Source organism: Streptomyces sp. NPDC103540 (genome assembly GCF_055584445.1).
Genome location: NZ_JBVJMA010000002.1, coordinates 93,280 through 117,306, shown reverse-complemented (window position 1 = coordinate 117,306; position 24,027 = coordinate 93,280). Strand labels below are relative to the sequence as shown.

The 24,027-nt window shown below is 75.3% G+C and carries 20 protein-coding genes; 11 read left to right on the top strand and 9 right to left on the bottom strand.

The features are described 5' to 3' along the window. Both ACZ6ZI_RS05170 and ACZ6ZI_RS05165 read right to left on the bottom strand, forming a co-directional pair. Positions 1-1,119 carry an ATP-binding protein gene (locus ACZ6ZI_RS05170; protein WP_469516175.1) on the bottom strand — a complete coding sequence of 373 codons (1,119 nt, stop codon included), beginning with the start codon at positions 1,117-1,119 and terminating at the stop codon, positions 1-3. Next, positions 1,116-4,778: a DUF4132 domain-containing protein gene (locus ACZ6ZI_RS05165; RefSeq protein WP_469516172.1), complete on the bottom strand. Its 3,663-nt coding sequence runs from the start codon at positions 4,776-4,778 to the stop codon at positions 1,116-1,118. Before ACZ6ZI_RS05165 ends, ACZ6ZI_RS05170 begins: the two co-directional genes overlap by 4 nt. A gap of 179 nt (positions 4,779-4,957) precedes the next feature. On the opposite strand from ACZ6ZI_RS05165, the gene ACZ6ZI_RS05160 reads away from it, so the two are divergent. From ACZ6ZI_RS05160 to ACZ6ZI_RS05130, 7 genes are all read left to right on the top strand, one after another. After that, a complete protein-coding gene (locus ACZ6ZI_RS05160; protein ID WP_469516168.1) occupies positions 4,958-5,941 on the top strand; it encodes a helix-turn-helix transcriptional regulator in 984 nt (327 codons plus the stop codon). Between the two features lie 305 nt (positions 5,942-6,246). Continuing rightward, the gene (locus tag ACZ6ZI_RS05155) at positions 6,247-6,789 is read left to right on the top strand and encodes a hypothetical protein (protein WP_469516165.1); all 543 of its coding nucleotides are present in this window, start codon (positions 6,247-6,249) and stop codon (positions 6,787-6,789) included. A 66-nt stretch (positions 6,790-6,855) separates the two neighbouring features. After that, positions 6,856-7,416 carry a hypothetical protein gene (locus tag ACZ6ZI_RS05150; RefSeq protein WP_469516163.1) on the top strand — a complete coding sequence of 187 codons (561 nt, stop codon included), beginning with the start codon at positions 6,856-6,858 and terminating at the stop codon, positions 7,414-7,416. A gap of 14 nt (positions 7,417-7,430) precedes the next feature. Continuing rightward, the gene (locus ACZ6ZI_RS05145) at positions 7,431-8,654 is read left to right on the top strand and encodes an MAB_1171c family putative transporter (protein WP_469516160.1); all 1,224 of its coding nucleotides are present in this window, start codon (positions 7,431-7,433) and stop codon (positions 8,652-8,654) included. After that, entirely contained in the window at positions 8,651-10,225 is a 1,575-nt protein-coding gene (locus tag ACZ6ZI_RS05140) for an amidase (RefSeq protein WP_469516158.1), read from the top strand. The genes ACZ6ZI_RS05145 and ACZ6ZI_RS05140 overlap by 4 nt, the downstream gene beginning before the upstream one ends. A 25-nt stretch (positions 10,226-10,250) precedes the next feature. After that, positions 10,251-10,697, top strand: a complete 447-nt coding sequence (locus ACZ6ZI_RS05135; RefSeq protein ID WP_469517623.1) for an IclR family transcriptional regulator domain-containing protein — start codon at positions 10,251-10,253, stop codon at positions 10,695-10,697. An 80-nt stretch (positions 10,698-10,777) separates the two neighbouring features. Next, positions 10,778-11,779 carry a glycoside hydrolase family 43 protein gene (locus ACZ6ZI_RS05130; protein ID WP_469516155.1) on the top strand — a complete coding sequence of 334 codons (1,002 nt, stop codon included), beginning with the start codon at positions 10,778-10,780 and terminating at the stop codon, positions 11,777-11,779. 23 nt (positions 11,780-11,802) lie between these two features. Here ACZ6ZI_RS05130 and ACZ6ZI_RS05125 read toward each other — a convergent pair whose 3' ends face one another. Continuing rightward, entirely contained in the window at positions 11,803-12,675 is an 873-nt protein-coding gene (locus tag ACZ6ZI_RS05125; protein ID WP_469516150.1) for an RICIN domain-containing protein, read from the bottom strand. Positions 12,676-13,079: 404 nt separating this feature from the next. Between ACZ6ZI_RS05125 and ACZ6ZI_RS05120 the strand changes: the two genes are divergently transcribed. The 4 genes from ACZ6ZI_RS05120 (at position 13,080) to ACZ6ZI_RS05105 (ending at position 15,479) form a co-directional block, all read left to right on the top strand. Beyond that, positions 13,080-13,679 carry a hypothetical protein gene (locus tag ACZ6ZI_RS05120; protein WP_469516147.1) on the top strand — a complete coding sequence of 200 codons (600 nt, stop codon included), beginning with the start codon at positions 13,080-13,082 and terminating at the stop codon, positions 13,677-13,679. Positions 13,680-13,767: 88 nt separating this feature from the next. Further along, complete coding sequence (locus ACZ6ZI_RS05115; protein WP_469516144.1) at positions 13,768-14,253, top strand: RICIN domain-containing protein; 486 nt, start codon at positions 13,768-13,770, stop codon at positions 14,251-14,253. 153 nt (positions 14,254-14,406) lie between these two features. Next, the gene (locus ACZ6ZI_RS05110; RefSeq protein WP_469516141.1) at positions 14,407-14,997 is read left to right on the top strand and encodes a zinc metalloprotease; all 591 of its coding nucleotides are present in this window, start codon (positions 14,407-14,409) and stop codon (positions 14,995-14,997) included. Positions 14,998-14,999: 2 nt separating this feature from the next. Beyond that, positions 15,000-15,479: a hypothetical protein gene (locus ACZ6ZI_RS05105; RefSeq protein WP_469516139.1), complete on the top strand. Its 480-nt coding sequence runs from the start codon at positions 15,000-15,002 to the stop codon at positions 15,477-15,479. Between the two features lie 19 nt (positions 15,480-15,498). On the opposite strand, the gene ACZ6ZI_RS05100 is transcribed toward ACZ6ZI_RS05105, so the two are convergent. The 6 genes from ACZ6ZI_RS05100 to ACZ6ZI_RS05075 form a co-directional block, all read right to left on the bottom strand. Further along, positions 15,499-16,155, bottom strand: a complete 657-nt coding sequence (locus tag ACZ6ZI_RS05100; protein WP_469516136.1) for a class I SAM-dependent methyltransferase — start codon at positions 16,153-16,155, stop codon at positions 15,499-15,501. Positions 16,156-16,271: 116 nt separating this feature from the next. Continuing rightward, the gene (locus ACZ6ZI_RS05095) at positions 16,272-21,062 is read right to left on the bottom strand and encodes a hypothetical protein (RefSeq protein ID WP_469516133.1); all 4,791 of its coding nucleotides are present in this window, start codon (positions 21,060-21,062) and stop codon (positions 16,272-16,274) included. Positions 21,063-21,136: 74 nt separating this feature from the next. Beyond that, the gene (locus ACZ6ZI_RS05090; RefSeq protein WP_469516131.1) at positions 21,137-21,514 is read right to left on the bottom strand and encodes a hypothetical protein; all 378 of its coding nucleotides are present in this window, start codon (positions 21,512-21,514) and stop codon (positions 21,137-21,139) included. Between the two features lie 48 nt (positions 21,515-21,562). Next, positions 21,563-22,492 (bottom strand): Dyp-type peroxidase, encoded by a 930-nt coding sequence (locus ACZ6ZI_RS05085; protein ID WP_469516128.1) that lies wholly within the window; start codon positions 22,490-22,492, stop codon positions 21,563-21,565. Between the two features lie 159 nt (positions 22,493-22,651). After that, positions 22,652-23,530: a hypothetical protein gene (locus ACZ6ZI_RS05080; protein ID WP_469516125.1), complete on the bottom strand. Its 879-nt coding sequence runs from the start codon at positions 23,528-23,530 to the stop codon at positions 22,652-22,654. Further along, positions 23,527-23,910 (bottom strand): PadR family transcriptional regulator, encoded by a 384-nt coding sequence (locus tag ACZ6ZI_RS05075; RefSeq protein ID WP_469516122.1) that lies wholly within the window; start codon positions 23,908-23,910, stop codon positions 23,527-23,529. The genes ACZ6ZI_RS05080 and ACZ6ZI_RS05075 overlap by 4 nt, the downstream gene beginning before the upstream one ends. Between the last annotated feature and the right edge of the window lie 117 nt (positions 23,911-24,027).

Below are 24,027 nucleotides of genomic sequence, written 5' to 3'. Positions count from 1 at the left end.
TCACCCCGCCAGCAGGTGCCGGGCGGCGTACAGGTCCCGCCAGGCCGCCCCGGTGCGCCGGGCCGCGCGCTGTTCCAGGTAGCGGCGCAGTCGGGCCAGGTCCTCGGGGCTGTCCTTGGCGGCGGTGCCCGCCAGGCACGTCACCAGGTCGGAGGCGTCGCCCGGTTCGCCGCGCAGGAACCAGCCCCGTACGCCGACCGCGTGGGCGACGGCGACCGCCTCGGCGGTGCTCATCACGGCGTTCATCCGGTCCGAGCCGCCGCCCGGTCCGCCGGGCCCGCCGTCGGCGCCGGCCCGCAGCTCGCGGAAGGTGGTGACGAGGACCTCGATCACGTCGGGGTCGGGCGCCAGTGCCACACCGGACGCGCGCAGCAGCGCGCTCGCCTCCGCCTCGACCAGCGCGGTCTCGGTGTCGCGGTCCGCGATCGGGAAGACCGTCTCGAAGTTGAAGCGGCGCTTGAGCGCGGCGCTCATCTCGTTGACGCCCCGGTCGCGCGTGTTGGCGGTGGCGATCACGTTGAACCCGTGCGCGGCGAAGGCCAGTCCGGCCCCGCCGGGCAGCTCGGGAATGGTGACCACCCGCTCGGACAGCAGGGACAACAGCGAGTCCTGCACCTCCAGGGGGCACCGCGTGATCTCCTCGAACCGGACCAGTCGGCCCTCGCGCATCCCGCGCAGGACCGGCGCGGGCACCAGGGACCTTTCGGAGGGGCCCTCGGAGACCAGGAGGGCGTAGTTCCAGGAGTACTTGATCTGGTCCTCGGTGGTGGCCGCGCCGCCCTGGACCACGAGCGTGGAGTCGCCGCTGACCGCGGCGGCGATCAGCTCGGACAGCAGGGACTTGGCCGTGCCCGGTTCCCCGACGAGCATCAGGCCGCGGTTGGTGGCCAGCGCGACCAGGGCGCGTTCGACGAGGGAACGGTCGCCGACGAACTTCCGGCTGACACCGGTGTCCGGATCCCCGGCGACGAACCGCAGCGCCGCGCGCAGGCTGAGCCGCCAGCCCGGCGGCCGGGGCGCGTCGTCGGACTCCCGCAGCGCCGCCAGCTCCTCGGCGAAGCGGACCTCGGCGGGCGGGCGCTGGACGTCGCGGGCGGTCCCGCGCGGGTCGGGGCTCATGCCGTCAGCTCCGTCAGGTCGGCGATGACCTCCGAGGCCAGGACCGGGTCGAGGTCGGCGAAGGTCAACGGGTACGACTGGCTGCGCCAGTAGTCGCGGGGCATCGTGTCCAGCCAGACCGTCTCCAGCCGCTGGTCGGGGAACTCCCCGGCCATGCCCACGGCGATGCCCATGTCCAGGGCGATGACGAGGTACCGCTCCTTGCCCAGGCGGCGGGAGATCCACCGTTCCACCCCGGCGTCCTGCGGGACGCCCCGCGCCCAACCCCGCTTGGTGAGGCCGAGCAGCCGGCCGACGGGCACGGTGACGCCCTCGAACCGCGTCAGGCGGTGGCCCGACGACTCGTGCGAGGCGAGCGCGTGCACGGTCCGGCCCAGCTGGGGGAACGGCTGCACGATCTCGTAGTCGGCGAAGAGCTCCGACCACGCGGCGAGGGCGTCCGCCGCCAGGTTCAGCGGGTGCGGCAGGCTCACGACGGCGTCGGGGCCCAGGACGAGGGCCTCGTCGTCGGCGTCGGCGAGGGTACGGTCCTCCGCGATCCGGAAGTGGACCGTCCGCCCGGCGTCCTCGGCCCGCCAGACCAGCCGGCGCGCCAGGTGCCACACCAGCGGATGCCCGGCGAACAGCTGCCGGAACTCCGCGGCGTCCCAGGTCCGGCCGTCGACCATCGCGGCTTCCAGGCGGCGCACCTGGTCGGCGGCGATCGCCCGTACGTCCTTCTTCAGCGCGGCGAACCGCTTGCGTTCGGCGGGCGCCAGCTCGGGGTCGTCCTTCACGCCCGGCTTGGGCAGGTCCCTCAGGCGCTTGCCGGTGGCGTCGGCCACGTAGGGGCGCAGCTGTTCGTCGAAGCCCACGGTGAAGCGGCGCGGGCCGTAGTCCACGACGGTGGAACCGTTCGCGTCCAGCCCGAAGTCGGGCACCAAGCGGTCGGCCAGCTGCTCCCCGGTCAGCCCGAGGCCCGCGGCCACCTCCGCGATCTTCTCGCCGGCCCGGGCCTTGAGGGCCTTGAACTTCGCCCGCTGGGCTATGGAGTGCAGGCTGAGCAGGGCGGCGTCGCTGCCGATCGAGGCCAGTACCTCCAGGCCGTCCACGGCCCGGTGGTGGGCGCCCTGGCCGGGCCAGTCACGGATGACGGGGCTCAGCAGCCGGACGGTGTCGTCGTCGCCGAGGCCGCCGAGCTGGTGCAGGGCCCAGGCGTCCTTCGGGGGCATGCCGGCCATGCGCCACTCCTCGAACACCGCCCGCCCGAAGGCCGCGAGCGAGCCCGGGTCGGCGATCTCGCGGACCCGCTCCACACCCGGGTAGAGGGATCCGGGCGTACCGAACGCCAGCATGCGCAGCAGGGTGCGCGTGGCCTCCGAGGGCAGGGCCTCGCCGGTGAGGAGCCGCACCTGGGGCAGCGCCTCGGGATCGGCCCAGGGCCCGGGCGTCGTCGGGCGGGCCGGCAGCGCGGCCACCAGCGGGTCGATGGCGAGGAGGTCCGCGAGGGCCTCCTCGGCCTCGGGGCCGTACCGGGCCGCGGCCTCCCGGACGGTGTGCGTGCCGTGGGCGCCGGCGATCGTGCGCAGCGCCGCCTCGGCGGCCTCGCGGGCCTTGCCCGGCGCGCCGAGGGCGTCGGGGACCAGGAGGTGGGCGGCGTCGCCGGCGTGGCGGACGAGCCAGGCGCGCCCGTGCAGTCCGCCGGACTTCAGCCGGACCAGCCAGTCGGCCATCATCCGGGCCACCCGCACGTCCACGTAGGGCTGGAGCAGCACGCCCATGGTGGCGGGGAGCCGGCCCGCGATGCCGAGGGCCATCCGCAGCGCGGCCGTGTCGTGGCGGGCGATCAGCGGGGTGAAGGTCGAGGCGCCGTCGTAGCTCCAGTCGGGGCCGTCCCATTCGGCGAGGAGCGGACGGACCTCGTCGGCGGGACCGGCCCCGAACAGGGCCAGCAGGTCCCACGTGTTGTCCAGGCGCCCCGCCCGCCGCTCGGCGGCGAGCCGCTCCAGGTCTTGGTGGCGCGCCCAGGACACGAAGTCGTTGTCGACGGAGTCCCACTGTTCGCGCTCCCCGTCCCGCCAGCTCATCCGGGGCTCTGCGGGAGCCGTCAACCCGGCGACCGTACGGGGTGTGGCGCGCGGCCCGCCCCGCGTCCACGGCGGGCTCGTGAACACCTCGGGCAGCCCGGCCGGGTCGGCCGGCGGCAGGGCCCCCTCGCGGCGGGCCCACGGACCGATGAGGGCGGCGGCCGGTGCCGGCAGCCCGTCCAGTGCGGACAGGGCCAGTTCGCGGTGGGCGGAGACGTGCGTGCGCAGCATCCGGCCGGCCAGGCCGGCGTTCGCCGAGGTGCCGCGGGCGGCCTCGGCGAGCAGCCGCATCGCGCGCACCGGGAAGCGGCGGATCGCCGTCGCCAGCCCGGCCCGCGTGGTCTTGTCGTCGATGCGGTCGATCAGGAACCCGAGGGCCTCGTCACCGGGCAGTTCGGCGAGGACCTCGCAGAGGCCGCGGACGGTCTCGGCGTCGAGCCAACGCCGGTTCAGGGTGTCGATGACCAGGGGCGTGAGGGCCGCGCCGAGGCCGTCGGCGGTCGTCGCGACCAGCTGCGCGGACCAGGCCCGCCAGCCGAGGTCGAAGCCGCCTCCGGGCAGGAGGGCGGCGAGCTGTTCGGCGGTGCCGAGCGAGGAGGCGAGCAGGACGCGTTCGGCGTGGGAGTCGTAGCGGGCGGTCGTCGGGTCGAGGCAGCACTCGGTGACCCAGTCCTGTTCGGACGGGACCAGGAAGGAGACGTGGATGCGCCGGCGCGGGGTGCCGCGCTGTGCGCCCAGTACGGCGACGGCCGCCCGGTAGTCCGCCTCGTCGGCGCACGCGAGCAGGCGGCGGGCGCGCTCCGCCACCGGCTGGGAGGGTCTGCCCCAGCCGCCGTTCTCGGGGCTCCGGGCGATGCCGGTGACGGTCACCTTGCCGTTGTCGCCGTACCAGCCCGGGGTCAGCTGCCCGTACTCCAGGGCGGCGCGGGCGGCGAACGGCAGCCCGTGCTCGAGCGCCCACACGTCCACGAACAGCTCCGGGCCGAGTCCCTTCACCCCGGGGCGGGCGAGGCGGGCCAGGACGGCGGCGCCGACGGGGTCGCTCGCGCCGGTCAGGTGCGCCCGGGCGGCCTCGACCAGTTCGGGATCGCTGTCGGCGCAATCCAGTACGTCGGTGATGTGGCCGATTTCCCCGTCGATCCAGGCCCGCGTCCGGGCGCCGGCGTCGGTGTCGGGGGCGGTGGGACGGGGCACCCCGCCCCGGCGCGGAAGGACGTTCCGCTTCCAGGCCTCGGGGAGGACGAAGACGTCCTCGTCCCGGGGGAGGGCGGCGGGCGCGGGGGCCGCCGCGTCCGGCGCCGGCCCGGGGGCCGGTTCGGGCGCGGCGACGACGGCGGGCGCGGCGGCCGCGGCGCGGGCGGCCTCGGCGGGCGCCTGCGGCGCGACCTCCCCGACCCGTCCGTACCCCTTCTTCTCACGGGTCGCGACGGCCTTGGCGAAGTAGGCCGCGGCCTCCTCGGGGGTGGCGAACTCCTTGACCTGTGACTGCCCGGTGGTGCCGGTCCGGCCGAAGCGCAGGGTCACCGAAGTGCCCTCCACGCCGCCCTCCCAGAACTTGGACGACGCGTCCCCGACGAACTCCCAGCGCTGCACGGCCCCTCCGCTTTCCCCATGTGATCAGTTGCCGGAACAGTAACGGCGCGTACTGACAATCCCGTCTCAGGGGTCCCGACCGGCCCCTTCCCCCGGTCGTCCGATGGCCGGTCCGTGGCCTGTACCACCGCGCGGGGGCCGTTCCAGACTGGCCCGATGAACGCGTTACGGATCACCCCATGAGCACCTCCCGGAAGGGCGAACCGCCCCTGCACCGCCTGGAGGTGCCCCTGCCGCACCTGCTGCCCTTCGCCATCGGATCCTTCGACGAGATCGGCCCGCTCGCCCGCGCCGACTTCCCCCACCGCCACGCCTTCTACGAGATCCTCCACATCACCGGCGGACGGGGCACGCACGTCCTCGACCTCACGCACCGGGTCCTGGACCCGCCCCACCTGTGCGTGATCACCCCCGGCCAGGTCCACCACTGGCAGGACGCCGAAGGGCTCACGGGACAGGTGATCCTCTTCAACGAGGACTTCCTCCTCACCCACCCCGAGGACGCCGCGGCGCTGGAACGGCTCGCCGAACGACCCTGGTTGCGGCTCGGCGGGCGACAGGACGCCCTCGCGCGCGTGCTGGAGGCGATGCGGCACGAGTACCGCACCCTGCGCGAGGGCTACGCCGGGGTCCTCAACGCCTACCTGCACATCCTGATCGTCCTGGCGCTGCGCGCCTGCGAGGCGCCGGAGACCGACCGGCCGCCGGCGCCCGCGCGCCGCGCCGTCGACCTGGCGGGCGCCTTCACCCGGCTCATCGCCGCCCCGGGCGGGACCGAACGCTCGGTGTCCTCCGTCGCGAGGGAGCTCGGGGTCTCCAGCGGCCACCTGCACTTCCTGGTGAAGGAGGCGACCGGGCAGACCCCCGGGCGGTTGATGCGCCGCCGCCAGACGCTGGAGGCCAAACGCCTGCTCTCCCGAACCGACCTGACGATCCGGCAGGTCGCCCGGGACACCGGTTTCGCGGATCCGGCGTACTTCAGCCGTTTCTTCCGGCGCGAGACGGGGCTCTCGCCGGGGGAGTACCGTGCCTGCGTCACCGCCCGGCCCGCCGCCCGGCCCCCCGCCGACGGCTCGACCGGCAGCGGTGTGGACACCGGAGAAAAACACCACGATCCCGGGCACGAGTCCCTCGCGATCGACGGGACCGCGAACGTAGGTTGACGACGACGGGCCCGGACCCCACGGGCGGCCGCTCCGCCCGCCCCGCCGCGCCCCACCGCGGCCCGGGGTCCGGCCCGTCACACCCGCCGCCGGTCGCGCGCGCGGGTCGGGCCGCCGTGCCGGCCCCGTCCGCACCCCTCGGTCCGTCCCCGTCCGGTGCTCTCGGCGCCCGGGACCCGTCCCCGTTCGACCGTGATCTTTCGGCCACATCCCGATCCGGGTCCGGGCGCCACCGCGGCGTCAACTATAGTTACGGACAGCGGGCGTCAACTATAGTTACGCCCGAGGAGAGGGAGCAGCACCCAGTGGTGGATTCAGAAGAGGGCCTCGACGGGCCCGAAGCGCCCCGACCGGTTCCGTTTCCGGTACCGGGACCGGGCGCTTCCTTCAGTGACCGCCTGAACTTCCTGTTCGACCGGGTGCGTCCGCCGGGCGCGGAGGAGTACACCAACGCGCACGTCGCCCGCACCATCTCGTCGTACGGCGAGGACAGTTACACCCGCGCGCACCTGAGCTACCTGCGGGCCGGCAAGCGCACGCCGACCATCACCATGGTCCCCCTGCTCGCCAGGTTCTTCGGTGTGGAGGCCGCCTACTTCGTCGAGGACGAGGTGACGGTGAAGGTCGCCACGCAGTTCGAGATCCTGCGCAAGCTGAAGGAGAACGGGGTCGAACGGATCGCCCTGCGGGCGATGGGCGTCTCCGCCGCCGGCCGGCGCAAGGTCCTGGCGGCCCTCGACGCCGTACGCAAGGAAGAAGGCCTGCCCGACGAGCCCGAAGAGTCCGACGGCCTGGACGCGGCGGGCGGACAGGCCGGGTCGGGCGTGCCCGCGAGGGACCTGCCGTGACCGCGGCGGGCACCGACCGTGGGACCCGCCATCGGCTCCGGTGGTTCCGTGAGGAAGGGAAGCTCCATGTGGCTCAGCCGGCGTAACCGTGCGACCGCCCGTGAGGCCCACCGCGCGGCGGACGAGATCGAGCGCAAGGGGCGGGAGTTCGTCGAGAGCCTCGACCTCCCCGCCGTCGACTCCGTCCTCGACCTCGTGCCCTTCGTGGAGGAACGTCTCGACCGGTCGATCCGCCTGATGCCCTTCGCCTCCGACCCCACCGACCCCGACTCCCTGGACGCCTCCGCCCCCTGCGGCCTGTGGCTGGCCACGGGCGACACCGACTACGTCTTCTACGACACCGCCATCAGCCGCGCCCACGCCGAGATCATCGTCGGCCACGAGTTCGGCCACATGCTCCGGAACCACCGCGGCAACACCCCGATGGACACCGCCAACCTCGGCGGCCTCATCACCGACATCGACCCCGCCACCGTCCAACTCGTCCTCGGCCGCACCCGCTACACCGAGCCGGACGAGTTCGAGGCCGAGATGCTCGGGTCCCTCCTCCAGGAGCACGTGAGCGCCCCCCGCGCCCGCGCACCCCGGGCGGAAGCCGACCCCATCACCCGCACGCTGCTGCGCTGACCGAACAGGACTCCGTGAAAGACATCCTTCACCCCCTGTGTCTGGCCATCGCCGGTACCGGGTTCCTCATACTCCTGCGCGACCTCGGCAGGAGCCGTCGCGAGCCCGCGCTCGTCGCCCTCGCCTTCACCTACGGCTTCTCCGCGCTCAGCTACGCCCTCTCCCTGACCTGGGTGTGGGTACGCGTCGACGGACTCCTCGGCGTCCCGAACATCGTCGTCCCCCTCGCCCAGAGCTGCGTGATCCTCGTCTTCGCCCTCCAGGGCAACGTCCTCGCGCACTGGTCCAAGCCGCCGCGCGAGGCCCGCAGGCGCGGCGCGCTCCTGTTCGGCGTCGCGGGCGTCGTCATCGCGGCCATGGCCGTGCTGTTCGTCCTGCTCACCCCGGCCACCACCCGGCCCACCGACTTCTCCCTCTACTACGCGCACGACCCCTTCTTCCAGGCGTACGTCCTGCTCTACTTCGGCACCTACACCGTCGCCGAGATCTACCTGGCGCGCTCCTGTTGGCGCTACGCCCGCACCGCCACGAACCGCTCCATCGCCTTCAGCCTGCGCCTGGTCACCGTCGGAGCCGTCATCACCCTCGGCTACAGCGGGATCCGCATCAGCGGCATCATCGGGGCCGAGATCGGCTTCGGCGTCACCGGGCTCAACGGGTTCGCCTGGGCCTGCGGCGACATCGGCGCCACCCTCACCCAGATCGGCTACCTCATCCCCACCCTGGCCCGGCGCACCACCCACGCCCGCGCCTGGGCCACCGCGCACGTCCGCTACCGCCGGCTCAACGCCCTGTGGTCCGCGCTCGACGAGGCCGACCCCGGCATCACCCTGCGCCGTCCCGCCCGCCAGCTCCAGGACGTGCTGCGCGGCAAGGACGCCCACTTCCCCCTGCTGCGCCGCCGGGTCGAGATCCGCCAGGGCCAGAAGCTGATGCGCCGCTACCTCGACCCCGCCACCCGCGAGGAGGCCGAGCGCCTGCGCACCGCCGAAGGCCTCACCGGGGCCGAACTCGCGGCCGCCGTCACCGCGGACCAGATCCGCGACGCCCTCGTACGGCACGCCGCCGACGCCCCCGTCGAGCACCCCGACGAGTACGCCGACGCCGAACTCGCCCTCCCCACCACCGAGGACGAACTGCTCCACCTGCAACGCGTCGCCGCCCACTTCGCCCTCCCCCCGCGCCCGAGCCGCACCGCCGTCGACCTCCGCGGCACCACCTCAGGAGCCCGTTCGTGATCTTCCGACGCACCCTGCTCATCGCCTCCACGGCCGTCGCCGCGGCCGCGGGCATGGCCGCCGCCTCCGCCGCCGGTCGCTCCCGCGCGGGCGAGGGCACACCGGCGCCCCCGCACCCCGTACCCGTGGAACGACTGCACCTGGAGCCCGCGCACGTCCAGCTCGCCGCGCTGCGCCGGCGCACCGTCACCAGCCGCGCCCTGGTGGAGCGGTACCTGCTGCACATCGAGAAGACCAACCCCGGACTCGACGCCGTCGTCACCCTCGACGCCGACGGGGCCCGCGCGGCGGCCGACGCCGCCGACCGCCACCTCGCCGGCACCGGCAGGCCGCTCGGCGCGCTCCACGGCCTGCCCATGACCGTCAAGGACGCCCTGGAGACGAAGGGCCTGCGCACCACCTGCGGTTCGCCCGACCTCGCCGACCACGTCCCCGACCGCGACGCGGACGCCGTGGCCCGGCTGCGGGCCGCCGGCGCCGTCATCGTCGGCAAGACGAACGTGCCGGTGATGTGCCAGGACCTCCAGACCTCGAACCCGCTGTTCGGCACGACGAAGAACCCCCACGACCACACGAAGACCGCCGGTGGATCCTCCGGGGGCCCCGCGGCGGCCGTCGCCGCGGGCCTCACCAGCCTCGAACTCGGCTCCGACCTGGCGGGCTCCCTGCGGCTGCCGGCCGCCTACTGCGGCGTGTACGCGCTGCGCCCCAGCGGCGGCATCGTCCCCACCCGGGGCCACATCCCCCGCCCGCCCGGTTGGATCACCGACTCCGACATGCTGAGCCTCGGTCCGATCGCCCGCGACGTCGACGACCTCGACCTCCTCCTGGACGTCCTCGCCGCCCCCGCCCCCGCCGACGCCGCCGCCTGGCGCATCGAACTGCCGGCGCCCCGCCACGAGCACCTGGGCCGCTACCGCGTCGGCCTGTGGCAGGACGACCCGTACTGCCACGTCGACCGGGAAACCCGCGACCTGCTGGCCCGCGTCGCCGACCTCGTACGCGCCGCGGGCGCCACCGTCGACGACAGCACCCGACCCGTCGACCTCGCCGCGAGCGACAGGCTGTTCCAGCGCCTCATGTACGCGACCACGAGCGCCACCGCCACCGACGACGGCTTCGCCGACGACGTCGCGGCGGCCGACAAGCTGCCCGCGGACCACCCCGGCGCGCTGTTCCTGCGCTCGCGCACCATGCACCACCGCGACTGGCTGCGGGCGAACGAGGAGCGCGAGAAGCTGCGCGGACGCTGGGCCGACTACTTCACCACCCACGACGTGCTCATCACCGCGGCCGCGCCGACCGCGGCCGTGGACGACCAGACGGGCACGCCGGTCCCGCAGCGTTCCATCACGGTCGACGGCGCGAAGCGTCCGTACTTCGACCAGACGGCGTGGCTCAACCTCGCCGGGCACGTCCGGCTGCCCGCCGTGGTCCTGCCCGCCGGCCGGACCGCCGCCGGACTGCCCCTGGCCGTCCAGATCATCGGCCCCTACCTGGCCGACCGCACGGTCGTGGACGTGGCGCGGCACCTGGCCCGCCGCCTCCCCGCGCCCGTGCCGCCCGCCTGACCGGGCCACCGAGACCGGGTTCGTTCTGCCCCCACGGGGGTGGGGCGGGGCGAATCCGCACCGAAGAGGGCCCCGGGCGTTCGCGCCCGGGGCCCTCTCCGACGTCCGCACCGGATGCCCCTGCACTCCACGGCCGTCGGCAAGAGCCTCCTCGCCCACCTTCCGGACGAGGAGGTCGACGCGATCGTCGCCGCCACCGGCCTGCCCGCCCGCCCGTACACCGAGGACCCTCACCACCCGCCACGCCCTCGACGCCCCACGCGCCCTGGCCCGCGTGGAGGGCCACGCGCTCGACGACGAGGAGAACGAGGCGACCGTCCGGTGCATCGGCACCGCCGTCCTGGACCTGGCCAGACGCCCCCTCGGCGGGGTCGGCGTCACCACCGTCACCTTCCTCGTCCCCCTGGAGGAGGTCACCTCCTACGCCCCGGCCCTGCGCGCCGCCGGCCTGGCCCTGGCCCCGCTGCCGTGAACACCGAAACCCGGAGTGGCCCCGGGCGTTGAACCGGCGACACGGCCGCCCCAGGCCCCCGCACCACAGGGAGGAACCCGATGTCCCGCACCGCCGTACGCCGCCTCGGACGCTCGCTCGCGGTCGTGACCGCCTGCCTCCTCGCCGCCGGCGCCCCCGCGTCGGCCCCCGCGTCCGCCTCCGATCCGGCGCCGGGCCCGGTGGTCCTGGACCGTGACTTCCCCGACCCCGACGTCGTGAAGGTCGGCCGGACCTACCACGCCTACGCCACCCACGGCGAGAAGACCAACATCCAACACGCCACCTCCACCGACCTGGTCCACTGGACGCCGGTCGAGGAGGACGTCCTGCCCGACCTCGGCGCCTGGGCCGAACCCGAGCGCACGCTCGTCTGGGCCCCCGAGGTCTTCGACAACGGCCGCGGCTTCACCATGCACTACACCGCCCGCGATCGGGCCGGCGGCAGGCAGTGCGTCGGCGTCGCGCTCTCCGCCACGCCCGACGGGCCCTTCCGGCCCACCGGCGACAAGCCGCTGGTCTGCCCCGTCGAACAGGGCGGCGCCATCGACGCGGCGAGTTACACGGAGGGCGCCCGCCGCTACCTGCTGTGGAAGAGCGACGGCAACTGCTGCGAACTGCCCACCCGGATCCACCTGCAACCCGTCTCCCGCGACGGCACGCGGACCACGGGCGACCCCGTCGTCCTCATCGGCCAGGACCTCGACTGGGAGGGGAAGGTCGTCGAGGCCCCGACCCTCGTGCGACGCGACGGCCGCTACGTCCTGTTCTACTCGGCCGGCTTCTACGGGGACCACGGCTACGCCACCGGCCACGCGGTGTCCGACCGCCTCACCGGCCCCTACGCGAAGGCCCCCGAGCCGCTGATGTCCACCGAGTCCCTCGGCCACGCCGTGCGGGGCCCCGGCGGCCAGGACGTCGTGACCGGACCCGACGGCCGGGACCGGATCCTCTTCCACGGCTGGAGCCACGACGGGAGGCGACGCGTCCTGCACGCCCTCGGCCTCGACTTCACGGACGGCCGCCCCGCCCTGGCCCCGGCGGCCGGAGCGCCCCGGCGCTGAGCCCCCTCGGACGCCGAGCCCCCTCAGCCCCACCGCTGGGCGTCGGAACCGTCGCAGGGCGTCGCCCTGAGCCCCTGCTCGCCGTCGGCCAGGCAGGTCCCCGTGGACCGGCTCTTGACCTCAGCCGACGCGTCGGCGAACGAGGTCACCGTCCACCGCTGGGAAGCCGTCCGCGCGCACGTCGCCCCGCGCAGCCCGGTGGCGTGGTCGTCCAGGCAGGCGCCCGTGGCGTGGTTGCGCAGCTCGCTGCCGCCGTCGGGGAGCGGGTGCACCGTCCACCGCTGGTAGCTCATCCCGTTGGGCGCGAAGGTGCGCAACCCCTGGTCGAGGCTGTGGTCCAGGCAGCTCCCCGTGGCCCGGTTGACGAAGATCCGCGGTCCTTCGGGCTGCCGCGACCCGCCCGGTCCGAGCCCCCGGGCCGAGGCCTGTCCGCCCGCGGCGCCCTGCCCCGGGGCGGGCTCCGCGGGCCACAGCAGGTACGCCGTCACCAGGCCCCCGCACAGCAGACCGCCACAGGCGCCCCCGACCACCCACACCCAGCGGCGGCGTGCCCACAGCTCCGCCCGCCGGCGCAGCAACGTCCACCACCACCATCGCGTTCGCGAACTGACGTTCTGTTCCGGCTCGGGGCCCGCCTGCTTCGGCTGGCTCCGGTCCGCCGCCTCCCACAGGGTGCGGTACGCGTCCGGGTCCGCGCCCTGCGCCTGGCACAGCTCGCGGACCGTCGCCCACGGCGGCACCGTCCGACCCAGGAAGTAGCGCGAGAGCGACGAGTCGCTGATGTTCAACTCCGACTCCAGCGAGCGCAGCGTGCGCCCGGAGCGCTGTTGCAGTTCCTTCAGCGCGGTTCCCAGTCGCTGCGCCGGACTCGCGTGTCGATCGTCGGTGCCCGTCACGGTCGCCCCCTTCGCCGGCCGTCCGCGGCTCCCCCGAACGGCCGTGTCCTGTCCCGGGACGGTCATGTCCCAGCAGGTCAAAACCTTAGGGATCCCGACATCGCTGAAGCAAACGGGATGGCATTGCGGGGCCCGCTCCGGCTCCCGCAGACTCCTTTCCATCCGGTCCGGCGGCCCGCGGTGACCACCACCGCGTGTTCCACGCCGACCGCGTGAACGCCGTCCCAGGACGGACCGGACTCCCCTCCCCACGCCCCGAGAACGCGCCGGGCCACCTCCTCCACGACCCGTGGCGGGCCCGACGCCGCCCCGGTGCGCCGCCGTACCCCGCTCCCGGGGGCCGGAGCGGAGCGCCCTTCGACCCCGCACCGGACACACCACACACACGAGAACCAGGAGATCCCATGACCCACAACTCCACCCGCCGTTGGTACATGGCCGCGTTGACGGCGGTCCTGACCGCCGGAACCCTCGCGCTGACGGCGCCCACCGCCCCCGCCGCCCCCGCGGCGCCCACCGCTCCGATGGCGGCGCCGGCGGGCCCCCTCGCCCCCGACACCTTCCGGGCGGCGCCCCGGATCACCCGGGCCCAGGTACTGGCACGTGCCAAGACCTGGCTGACGGCGAACAACGGCCGCCCCGTGCCCTACAGCCAGACCAAGTACTGGAAGGACGGCTACCGGCAGGACTGCTCCGGATACGTCTCCATGGCACTGGGCCTGGCCAAGCCGGGACCCAACACCGTCGCGCTGAAGAACAACGGCTTCACCCGTCGGATCGCGATGAAGGACCTGGCACCCGGCGACCTCGTCATCAAGGCGAACAGCAGCAGCGCCGACTACCGCCACGTCGTCATCTTCGACGGCTGGGCCAACAGCGCGCGCACCGCCTACAAGTCCTACGAGCAGGCCGGCGGCGCCGGCACCCGCTGGAAGCAGCACTCCTACGGCGTGAACGGCCGCGACGGCTACCACGCCTACCGGCCCGTCAACATCACGGGCTGACCCACCTCCCGGGGCGGGCGGCGCACCCGCCCGCCCCGCACACCCCCCGTCACCACCACCGACCATCCCACCGACCGAGGAGAGCCACATGACCACCGTCCCGACCCCCAAGCGGCTGCGCGCCGGCCTGACCTGCCTGTTGCTGACCGGCGCCCTGGCCGCCGGCGCCGGCGTCACGGCCACCGCCGCGGGAGCGCTCGACAGCGTCCAGACCTTCCGCAACGGCGCCACGTCGGCCTGCCTGGACGACAGCGAGCACGGCACCCGCACCTACACGTGCTTCACCAACCAGCACCAGAAGTGGAACGTCCACCAGTGGGCCGACGGCACCCGCGAGCTGCGCAACCTCCAGACGGGCAACTGCCTGACCGACTTCCCCCGGGGCCGGGCCACCGCCCTGCCGTGCGACAAGGCCAAGGACCAGAGCTGGTTCGTGCACCGCTACCCGGACGGGGCCGTCGAGTTCAAGAACCAGGAGAGCGGGCTCTGCCTCGACGACAGCCCGCAGCACAAGCTGCGCACCTTCCCGTGCGGCACGCACGCCCAGCGCAGCCCCTACCAGACCTGGCACTGAGCGCGGGCCCGGGAGGGTGAACGCCGCCCTCCCCGGCCGGAAGCCGGGCCGTGACGTGGGACACTGCCGGTCCGTCCTTCGGCCGGCGCGTACCCCTTCCGCCCGGCTTCCGTCCGTCCGTCCGTCTGTCCGTCCGTAGAAGGAGCGCGGTACGTGCACTCTCCCCTGGGGCTCGCCGCGGCGACGGCCGCCGCGGTCCTCCTCGCCCTGCCCGCACCGGCGCCGGCGGCGGGCGCCCCGGCGGCGGCCCCCGCCGCCTGCGTGTCCGGCGGGACCCGGGACTCGCGGGGCAACTCCTCGGTGGACGGGAGCGAGATCATGTGGGAGGACGAGACCCGCTTCGACGACGCCATCGGGCACGCCCACCGGGTGTGGTCCTCGGGCACCCTCACACGGGTGAGACTGCGCGCCGACACCACCACCGCCATCGCCGACCTCCAGTGGCGCGACGTCGACCGCACCGACGGTTCGTGGGCCAACCGGCTCGCGCAGTGGGCGCCGCACACCGGCGCCGACAACATCTACCTGAACCGCGGCCTGCTCGACACGGGCCGGCGGTACGGAGCACCGGAACACCGCCGCCGCGCGGCGGCGCACGAACTGGGCCACGCACTCGGGTTCTGCCACAAGTCGGAGCGCGACGGCCGGTCCCTGTTGTGGGCGGACTACCGGGCGTTGGAGGCGGCGGGCAGCACCGCGCCGACCGAGCGGGACATCAGGAACTACCACCTGCTGTGGGGTTGAACATGAGGCAGCACACCGTCGTGACCGTCGTGGCCGGCGCGGCCACCGGATCCGCCCTGCTGGCCGGCGGGGGCTGGGTCGCCTACCAGGGCGTCCAGCCGAGCGGCCACGCGGAAGCCCTGTACGCGTACGACGTGACCGATCCGCGGAAGGTCGCGCAGGACGCCGAGGCCATCTTCACGGGCACGGTCGTGGCCGACACCGGCCCCCGCGAGGTGGACATGATCCCGTCCACCACGTGGAAGGTCCGCGTCCGGCACGTCATCCGGGGCGACCTCTCCGGCGAAGTGGAGGTGTTCCAGGACGAGGGGCCGGACTGGGGCCGCTACCACGTCGGCGACTCCTACGTGTTCGCCACGAACCCGGCCGCCGACCGGGCCAACGGACACGCCCAGCTCTACGGCGGACCGCACCGCCCCGTGGACGCCGAACAGCTCTCCACCTGGGAGTCCGCCGCCGCGGCGGTGGCCCTGCGCCCCTGACGCCGCCGCCCCGTCGACGTCACGCGTCCGGCCGCCGCGCGTAGCAGAACAGGTGCTCCTCGGGGGAGGCCGGGCCGCCGTCGGGGAGGAAGAGCGAGACGGAGTCGTGCAGCACCTCCAGACCGCAGTCCTCGCGCAGCAGCCGCAGATAGGCGTCGGTCGAGAAGCTGGAGACCCGGACCGGTCGTCCCATCCACTCGATCTCCACCCCGTCCACGTCCGCCGGCACGGTGGCCGTGACGAGGTGGCCGCCGGGCGCGAGCCAGCCGGCCATCCGCCGCAGCGCGGCCGCCGCCTCCCGCCGGCTCATCATCAGCAGCGGGAAGAAGCCGCACACGGCGTCGTAGGGGCCGTCCGGCACGAAATCCCGTACGTCGACCCGCTCGAACCGGGCCCCCGGCACCTGTGCGCGCGCCAGCTCGACCATGACCGTCGACACGTCGATGCCGGTGACCTCGTACCCCGCGCGCACCAGCCGGTCGGCGACGGGCCGGCCGGTCCCGCTGCCCACGTCCAACACCCGCGCCCCCGGCGCCAGCCGCCCGGCGAGCCAGTCGACGGCCTCCACCTGCGCCGGGATCCTGCCGAAGGCCCGTTCGTAGGCGATGCCCAGCCCGTCGAACAGCTCGGCCGCCGACACGGCCTCCCGCTTCTCCCCGGCCACCTCGTCGTGCACGACGCCACCCCCCTCATCGGGCGCGGGCCGTTCGCCCCGCCCCGCCCCGGACCACCCGGGGCCAAGGGCAGGCCTACCCCGCGGGCGCGCCCGCGTACCGCCGCACCCCGCGGTGACTACGTGCCCGACACCCGCTCCCAGGCCCGCGCGAACATCTCGTGCAGGGGAGCCGTCGGCAGGACGCGGACGAACGGGGAGCGGATCTCGCCCCGCCACGACGGCCGGACCAGGTGCGCGGCGAGCTTCGCCGTCTCCACCGGCAGGTGCGGAGACTTCAGCTCGGTCCACTCGCCGGGCAGGAACAGGGTGCGGCCCGCCCGGGCGCGCTTGGCCTCCACCACCGCGCCCGTCGCGAGCAGCTCGGCCCGCACCTGACCGTGCCACCGGGTCGACCAGCCGTTCCACCGCCGCACGTCGCGGTCGGTCGGCGCCGCCAGCGTCGCCAACTGGAGGTACAGGGCCGCCGCGTCCGCACCCGTCCCGAGGCTGCGCGCCACCCGCTCGACCAGCTCCGGGCACGACCGCCGCGGGTCGGCCTCGTACGCCCCGACCGGCACCGCACCCGATCCGGCCCGCAGCATCATCCGCTCCAGCCCGCCCCCGACCAGCAGCGGCGCGATCCGCTCCAGGTCCTCCGCGAGCCCGGGAACCTCCCGGACCCGGCGCCACTCCCGGGGATCGGCCACGGCGGCCGGGCGCAGGAAGGCCGCGCCGCGGGGCGCGCACACCACCAGCGGACCCGTGTCGTACGCAGTCGCCGGCGCCGCGTCCGCCGCTCGGCGGCGGCCCGGCGCGATCGGCGCCCGCGCCGGCCCGAAGCGCCGCGCGATCCCCTCCTCGGTGTCCTCGACCCTCGCGGTGGGGAGCTCCCACAGCAGCTCCGGCCGGTCCAGCTCGGCCCGCAGCCGCTCGTACACGTCCCGGGCCGAGGCCACCGCCGGATCACCGACGGGCCGATCGGTCCAGGCCCACACCAGCGCGCTCGCGACGTCCCCGATCCGCAGCCCCACCCGGGTGCCGTACGGAACCTCCACGCCCGCCGGCGGCACGGGGCGGACCTCCACGCCGGCCCGGTACGGGGTCGTGGCCAGCTCCCAACCGACCGCCTCCACACCACCGTCCGAGGCGGCCCCGTACCCGCCCGCGAGCCGTCGTGCCCACACCTCGGGCAGCCCCAGATCCGCCTCCAGCGCGTCGGCGGCCCCGTCGTCCACGACGGGCAGCGCCCCGAGCAGCTCCCGCCACACCCCGGCCATCCGCTCCGCGGCCGCCTCCATCCCGCCGGGCCGCCACAGCTCCGTCGGATCCTCGGGCAGCGCCGCCGCGAGCACGGCACGACGGCCCGCGGCGCCCAGCCGGTCCCGGAACCCGTCGTACGCCTCCACCGTCATCGGCGTCGCCCGGTACGGCGCCCGGCGCGCCAGGGCGCGGTGCTCGTCCCGGTCGGAGCGGCCGACGAGACCGGCCAGCACGAGCCGGGCCACCGGCGTACGCACACCGGTGAGTTCGGCGAACCGGGCCACCGCCGCCTCCGGCACGGGCACGGGCCCGCGCCCCTCGACCGCCTCGACCAGCGTCCGCAGCCGGGCCGCGTCGTCCCGCTCGACACGGACCTCCCGCGCCCGCGCGACCGCCCGGGGCACCGGGTCGAGCGCGGCGTCCGCGTGGACGGGAGCGACGAACCAGTGCACCGACCCGCCCGCCCGCGGTGCCCCCGAGGCCACGGGCACGCCGTCCGCCCGCAGACCGTCCAGGACCGGGGCGGGCGCGCGGCCCACCCACCAACGCCCGCCCGGGCGCGCGAACGGCAGGGCCGCCCAGGTCTCCAGCAGCGCCACCGACGCGGCCCTTTCCGCCTCCGGGGTGGGCTCCACGGCGGCCCGCCAGGCCACGGCGTCGATCGAGCCGAGCAAACCGGACCAGTCGTGCGGCGGCGTCGGCGGCGAGAGCCGGCGCACCTCCTCCTCGATCGAGCCCTCCAGGCAGGCACCGTCACAGGCCAGCGCGACCAGCGTCGAGGGCAGCGCCGCCACCGGGCCGCGCCCCGACGACCGGCCGTCGTCCCCGTCGGACAGCAGCCCGAACAGGGCCGGCACCAGTTCGGTGTCGGGCACCACACGGCGCGGCGCCACCGGCGGAGCCTGCGCGAGCAGGGTGACGCGCCGGTGCAGGGCCGTCCGGCGCTCCTCCACCCGGGCCGCCCGCCCGGCCACCGCCACCACCGCGTCGACCAGCACCGGGTCGGTGACCTCGGGCAACTCCCGGGCCACGACGGCGCGCAGCTCCCGCACGTCCCCCGCGGCGGCCGCCGCGAGCAGGGCGTCCGCAGACCGGGCCGTCACGGCCCGCAGCGCCCGGGACCCGGCCTCGTCCCGGGTGCGCAGCAGGTACCAGAACGCCGGGGGCAGGGCCACGCCCGCCGAGACCGTGGACCGCCGGACCGGCCCCACCCGGGGGTGGGCGGGCGAGCGGTGCCCGTCGAGCTCCCACAGCAGGCACCCGTCGGCGGCGTAGGCGCGCACGCCGGTGGGGGTCCGCGCCTCGGCGAGGACGACGTCCTGCGCCGCGCCCCCGGGCGGTGCCCACAACCCCCACGGGGCCTGCCCCGGACGGTCGATGTCGAACCGGGCCGTGCGCCCGTCGACGCTCTCCACCAGGAAGTGGTCGGGCGCGTTGGCCCGGTGCCGGGTGCGGAACAGCACCCGGGTGCCGACCAGGCCGTCGCGGCTGCCCAGCGGGGAGTCCGCCAGGGCGGCGGGCAGCGGCGCCAGTTGCAGCGCCTCGGCGTCGAGGCTCATGCCCGCCTCGGACGGCTCCGCCGCCGGGTCCTCCCGTACGGCGCGACCGGGGAAGTCCGGGAGCGCCTCCGCGCCCCGCGGCTCCCCGGTCGTCGCGTCCACCACCTCCCACGGCCGCCTGCCGAAGACCGCGTTCGTCCAGATCCGGGTGCCGTCGCCGAGTTGGAGTTCGTCCCCGTCGATGCCCTCGGTGCCCCCGGCGCGCAGCGCCCGGCGCCCGCCGTGCCGGCCGCCTCCGTCGGCGGTCTCGAACTGGAAGCCGTACGCCCCGTCCAGACTGCCGCCGAAGGGCACCAGGCCGCTCTTCTCGTCCGGTGTGAACGGCTCGTCGGGCCGATCGGCCCAGACGGCGGTGTCGCAGAAGTAGGGGTTGCGGCCGAGGCTCCAGCTCACCAGGAAGGAGCCGCCCACGTAGTGCACCGCGAACATGGTGGCGCCGTCGGGCACCGTGAACCGGCAGGAGCCGCGCACCCCGTCGGGGGCGACGGCGACCGCCCGGTCGCGCCCGAACACCGTCAGCACCGGCCAGGTCGTCGTCACCCCCACCACGCCCGGCAGCGGATCGACGCCCTCCCGCACGTCCCCCTCCCGCGCGTCCCTCTCCGGCTCCTCTTCCCTCCGTTCCCCGGCCCGCTCCGCGAACCCCGCGTACACCGACTCCAGCGCCGGCCAGGCCAGTTCCTGCGGCAGACCGGCGGCCAGGGAACGCCGCAGCGCGCCCGGGCCGCCCGCCTCGGCGAGGGCGTCGGCGATCCCGCCGAGCGCGGTCACCGTCGGCCGGTCCAGTACGCTCTCCAGCTCGGCCACGGCCTCCTCGGCGCCCGCCATGCCACCGCCGGCGACGGTGTCCACGAGCCTGCCGACCCGCCCGGCGACCTCGCGGGCGATGCCCTCGTTGCCCGGGAGCAGGGTCACCGCCGATCCGGCCCTGCGCCGAGGCGCGGGCCCCCCTCGGGGCAGCAGGTCGGCGTGGACGCTCCCTTCCAGCCGGGCGCCGAAGACCGGATCGGCGGCCAACGCGGCGAGGTCCCGCCGCGAGCGCTCACCCCAGAAGCGCATCGACGCCTCCGGACCCGGGTCGACGACGGCCACCCCGGCCGCGAGGAAGGCGTCCAGCACGTCCGCGTCGAGGCCCTGGTAGTGGTGCCGGGTGGTGTGCACCGTCACCGCAGTGCCCTCCGCACGCAGCCGGGGCCCCAACCGGCCCACCAGGTCGAGGAACTCGACCGGCAGCGGCTGACGCCCCACCCCGCCGCCGGACCGCTTCGTGTACTGGTACATGTGCGTGAAGCGGCCGACCCAGCCGTGCAGTCCGCCCCGCGGTACCACCCGCCCGGCCTCCATGGCCCCGGTCGCCCCGCAGCCGATCAGCACCCGGAGCCAGGCGCCGCCGTCGGTGACCCCCTCCGGGAACACCTCCACCAGCGCCGCGGCGACCCCGTCGGTCACCGGACGGCCCGTCAGCACCGGCCGCGCGGCGTCCAGCAGCGCGTCCGGCACCGACTTGCCCCGCGTCACCGACAGGACCGCCGCCACCATCCGGGCCACCTCGTCCTCCCCGTGCCCGGCGGCCTTCGCGGAGGCCCGCACCCGGCGCACCAGATCCGCCGGCAGGTCCGCGGGCGAGGCCGCCCACGCGGTGAGGAACGCCTCCAGGGCCGTGTGTGCCTCGTGCGGCTCCAGCGTGTCCGCGAGGAACCTCTGGTGCGCCCCGAACTCCTTGGCCGGCATGGCACCGCCCGCCGCGAACAGCAGCGCGTTGGCCCGGCGGTAGCCGGGATCCACCGGCAGTCCCCGGGCGGCCTCGGCCGCCCGGGCCGCCGCGTAGGCCCGCCCGCCCGGTCGGCTGCCGTATCCGATGAGCCGGTGCCCCACGGTGTCCCAGAACCACGGCAGGTGCTCCGGCGGCAGCCGCCGGGCGCACGCCGCCATGGCGTCCACGAAGGCACCCGGCCTGGTCCGGGAGCGCCCCGACTCCGTGCGCATCCGCTCGACCAGCTCGCGGGCCGCCCCGGCCGCGCCGGGGTCGTGGGCCGTGACCCAGTCGGCGTAGGTGGTGGACGTGTGCGGTCCGGCCGTGGGCAACAGGGAGGCGAGCGAGGCGATCATGCCGGTGATCCTCGCACGGCCCGCCGACAGCGCCCGCCGCCCTCGGGGGAGCGGTGGGAGCCGCGCGACACGGCCTACAACCCCGGCCCGACGTAGCCCGGGTCCGGATCCTGTCGCGGGGTCCACCCCTCCAGGAGTCCCCAGGTCCCGAGCGCCGTCGCGGCCAGACCCGCGAGGACCGCGAGCCGGGGCCCGCGCGTCCACCGCAGGGTCGCCGACCAGGCGACGTACGGGACGAGCACCCCGCCGAGCAGGATGAGCGGCAGGTCGACGAAGACCACGCTCAGGTCGCGGGCGTGCGCCTCGAACCCGCCGTCGATGCCGAACGCCGCGCGCGGCGCCCACACGAGGGCCCCGACCGCGGCCCCCAGACCGGCGAGGAGCCGCCCGACGCGGTCGGCGCGTCCCGCGGCCCCCGGTCCGGGCCCGGTTCCCTCCGGTGGTGTGCTCATGCCCCGGAGGGACGCCGCCCACCGGCTCCCGGTTCCCGCCGCCCGCCCTCAGGCGCCGCGGGCCTCCAGGAAGTCGGGCGCGGGGACGAAGAAGAGGCTGCCGGTGACGGCCGTGGAGAAGTCGAGCAGCCGGTCGTACGCGGCGTCCGGGGTGCCGAGGAACATGTTCCGCAGCATCCGTTCGACCACCGACGGCGTACGGCAGTAGCCGATGAAGTACGTCCCGAACTCCTCGGCCGCGAGCGAGCCGAAGGACATGTTCAGGCGGACGATCTCCAGCTCCTCGCCGTCCGCGTCCTCGACCTGGTTGACGGCCACGTGGGAGTCCGACGGCTGGTCCTTCTCGGACAGCTCCAGGTCCTCCGTCTTGGTGCGCCCGATCACCCGCTGCTGCTCCTCGACCGGCAACGCCCCCCAGGCCCCCACGTCGTGGAGGTACTTCTGGACCAGGACGTAGCTGCCGCCCGCGAAGCCGGGGTCCTCCTCACCCACGTACACGGTGAGCTCGCCGGCCACGCCCGTCGGGTTCTCCGTGCCGTCGGCGAAGCCGAGCACGTTGCGCCGGTCGAAGGAGGTGAACCCCCGGGTCTCGTCCACCACCGTCGCGGCCCTGCCCAGTCGGCGCGTGATCAGCGCGGCCAGCTCGAAGCACGTGCCCTCGTGGCCCGCCCGGACGTGCAGCAGCAGGTCCCCGTCCGTGGCCGGGGCCGCGTGCCGTTCCCCCTTCAGCGGGACGAAGGGATGGAGCTCCGCCGGCCGGGGCGCGCCGTAGAGCCTGTCCCAGGCGTCGGATCCGATGCCCACCACACAGCCGAGTTCCTCCCCGGGCACCCGGAAGCCGATGGAGCGCACCAGGGCGGGTACGTCGGCCAGGACCTCGCGGACGAGCCGCTCGGAGCCCTCGGCGAGGTTCAGGACGAGGAAGAGCGCCGCGCGGGCGGGCGGCGCGATCACGGGCTGGGTCGTTGGAGCGGGCACGGCGTCTCCTCGGGCGTCTGCCCCGGCGGCGGGCCGGGTGGCCGGCGGATGTGGCCCACCATGCCTTCCCACGTCGCCCGGTCCTACCCCGACTCCGACCGAACGGATGGAACCCGTCCGCGCCGCCGGAAGAACCCGTCCGCGCCGCCGCCGGCGCCCCTACGCGCCGGCGAGCGGATCGCGACCGCCGCGCCTGCCGCGTACGCCCACCACGACCGCGGCGCCGAGGAGCAGTCCCAGCGCCGGGCCCGCCGCCAGGACGTTCAGCGTCCCGGTCATCGTCCCGAGCACGACGAACGGCAGCCCCGCGAGGAACACCGCCGGCGCGGTCCGCAGCCGGGCGAACGCCTGACGTCCGGCCAGCAGCAGTCCGCCGGCGACCGGTACGAGCGTCTGGAGGGCGTCGAGCGGGTTGTAGGAAGGCGAGGGCACCACCAGGGCGATCACCATGGCCGCCGCCCACACCGTCGTGGCCGCCACCCCGGTCACGGTACGGACGCGCCCGACCGGCCGCAGGTCGGGCGGGCAGAGCAGCGCCACCACGGCCAGGAGCAGGGCCGGGGCGACGAACAGCGCCGTGAAGCCGAAGCCGCCGGGGTTGCCCCGCGCGGCGTCGACGCCGAGCCCCGCGACGATGCCGGCCGCCGCGGTCCAGGTGCCCGCCGTCCAGCGGCCGGTGAGCGCCGTCACGACGCCGAGCAGCGTGACGAGTTGGTGCACCGCGAGCAGCGGGAAGGCCACGCCGAGGTCCTCGAAGGCCACGACCGACAGGGGACGCAGGGCGAGCCCGCTCCACCAGGACGCGTACCCGCCGAGCGCGACCGCCGCGAACGGCGCCACCGCCGCGACGAGGCGCCCGGCGCGGCCGGTCGAACCGAGGCCGAGCCGCATGCGCAGCGCGTGCCCGATCACGTCGGCGGCCTCGCGCAGCCGTTCCGTGCGGCCCGCTCCGGCGGTGGCCTCGCGGTAGGCGTGCGCCATCTCCTCGCCGAACTCCCTTCGGAAGGCGGCCGGGTAGAGCTTCAGCAGCGTGGTCACGCGAGCACCGCCCCGCCGGAGAAGGAGGCGGTCGCGGTCGCGCCGGGGACGATCCCGGTCACGCCGAGCCCCAGGCGCCGGGTGGCCTCGCGGGCGGTCCGCGCGATGCGGGCGGCCTCGGCGGCCAGTACCTCGCGGCCGCGCGGCGCGAGTGCGTAGCTGCGGCGCATGCGCCCGTCGACCACCTGTTCCTCGTGGACGACGACGAGTTGCTGTTCGAGGAGCCGCTCCAGGGCCCCGTAGAGCGTCCCGGTGCGCATCTTCACGCGCCCTTCCGAGATCTCCTCGACTTCCCGGGCGATGGCGTACCCGTGTCGGGGGGAGTCTGCCACCGCCGTGAGGATGAGCAGGGTCGGCTCACGCAGAGCTTGATCGTTCATGATGATCATCATAGCTCGGCGTCCGACATATGTCGATGGCCGACCTATGGTGCGCGGGTGGCGGGGCAGGTGTGGGACGGCGCGGGCCGGGGACGTGCGGTCCCCGCCCGCACCGCC

Excerpts from the sequence above, each read along its gene's own strand:
- ACZ6ZI_RS05160 (WP_469516168.1), top strand. The coding sequence starts at position 4,958 with ATGAGCACCTCCCGGAAGGGCGAACCGCCCCTGCACCGCCTGGAGGTG.
- ACZ6ZI_RS05130 (WP_469516155.1), top strand. The coding sequence starts at position 10,778 with ATGTCCCGCACCGCCGTACGCCGCCTCGGACGCTCGCTCGCGGTCGTG.
- ACZ6ZI_RS05150 (WP_469516163.1), top strand. The coding sequence starts at position 6,856 with ATGTGGCTCAGCCGGCGTAACCGTGCGACCGCCCGTGAGGCCCACCGC.
- ACZ6ZI_RS05095 (WP_469516133.1), bottom strand. The coding sequence starts at position 21,062 with ATGATCGCCTCGCTCGCCTCCCTGTTGCCCACGGCCGGACCGCACACG.
- ACZ6ZI_RS05115 (WP_469516144.1), top strand. The coding sequence starts at position 13,768 with ATGACCACCGTCCCGACCCCCAAGCGGCTGCGCGCCGGCCTGACCTGC.
- ACZ6ZI_RS05090 (WP_469516131.1), bottom strand. The coding sequence starts at position 21,514 with ATGAGCACACCACCGGAGGGAACCGGGCCCGGACCGGGGGCCGCGGGA.
- ACZ6ZI_RS05075 (WP_469516122.1), bottom strand. The coding sequence starts at position 23,910 with ATGAACGATCAAGCTCTGCGTGAGCCGACCCTGCTCATCCTCACGGCG.
- ACZ6ZI_RS05105 (WP_469516139.1), top strand. The coding sequence starts at position 15,000 with ATGAGGCAGCACACCGTCGTGACCGTCGTGGCCGGCGCGGCCACCGGA.
- ACZ6ZI_RS05120 (WP_469516147.1), top strand. The coding sequence starts at position 13,080 with ATGACCCACAACTCCACCCGCCGTTGGTACATGGCCGCGTTGACGGCG.
- ACZ6ZI_RS05170 (WP_469516175.1), bottom strand. The coding sequence starts at position 1,119 with ATGAGCCCCGACCCGCGCGGGACCGCCCGCGACGTCCAGCGCCCGCCC.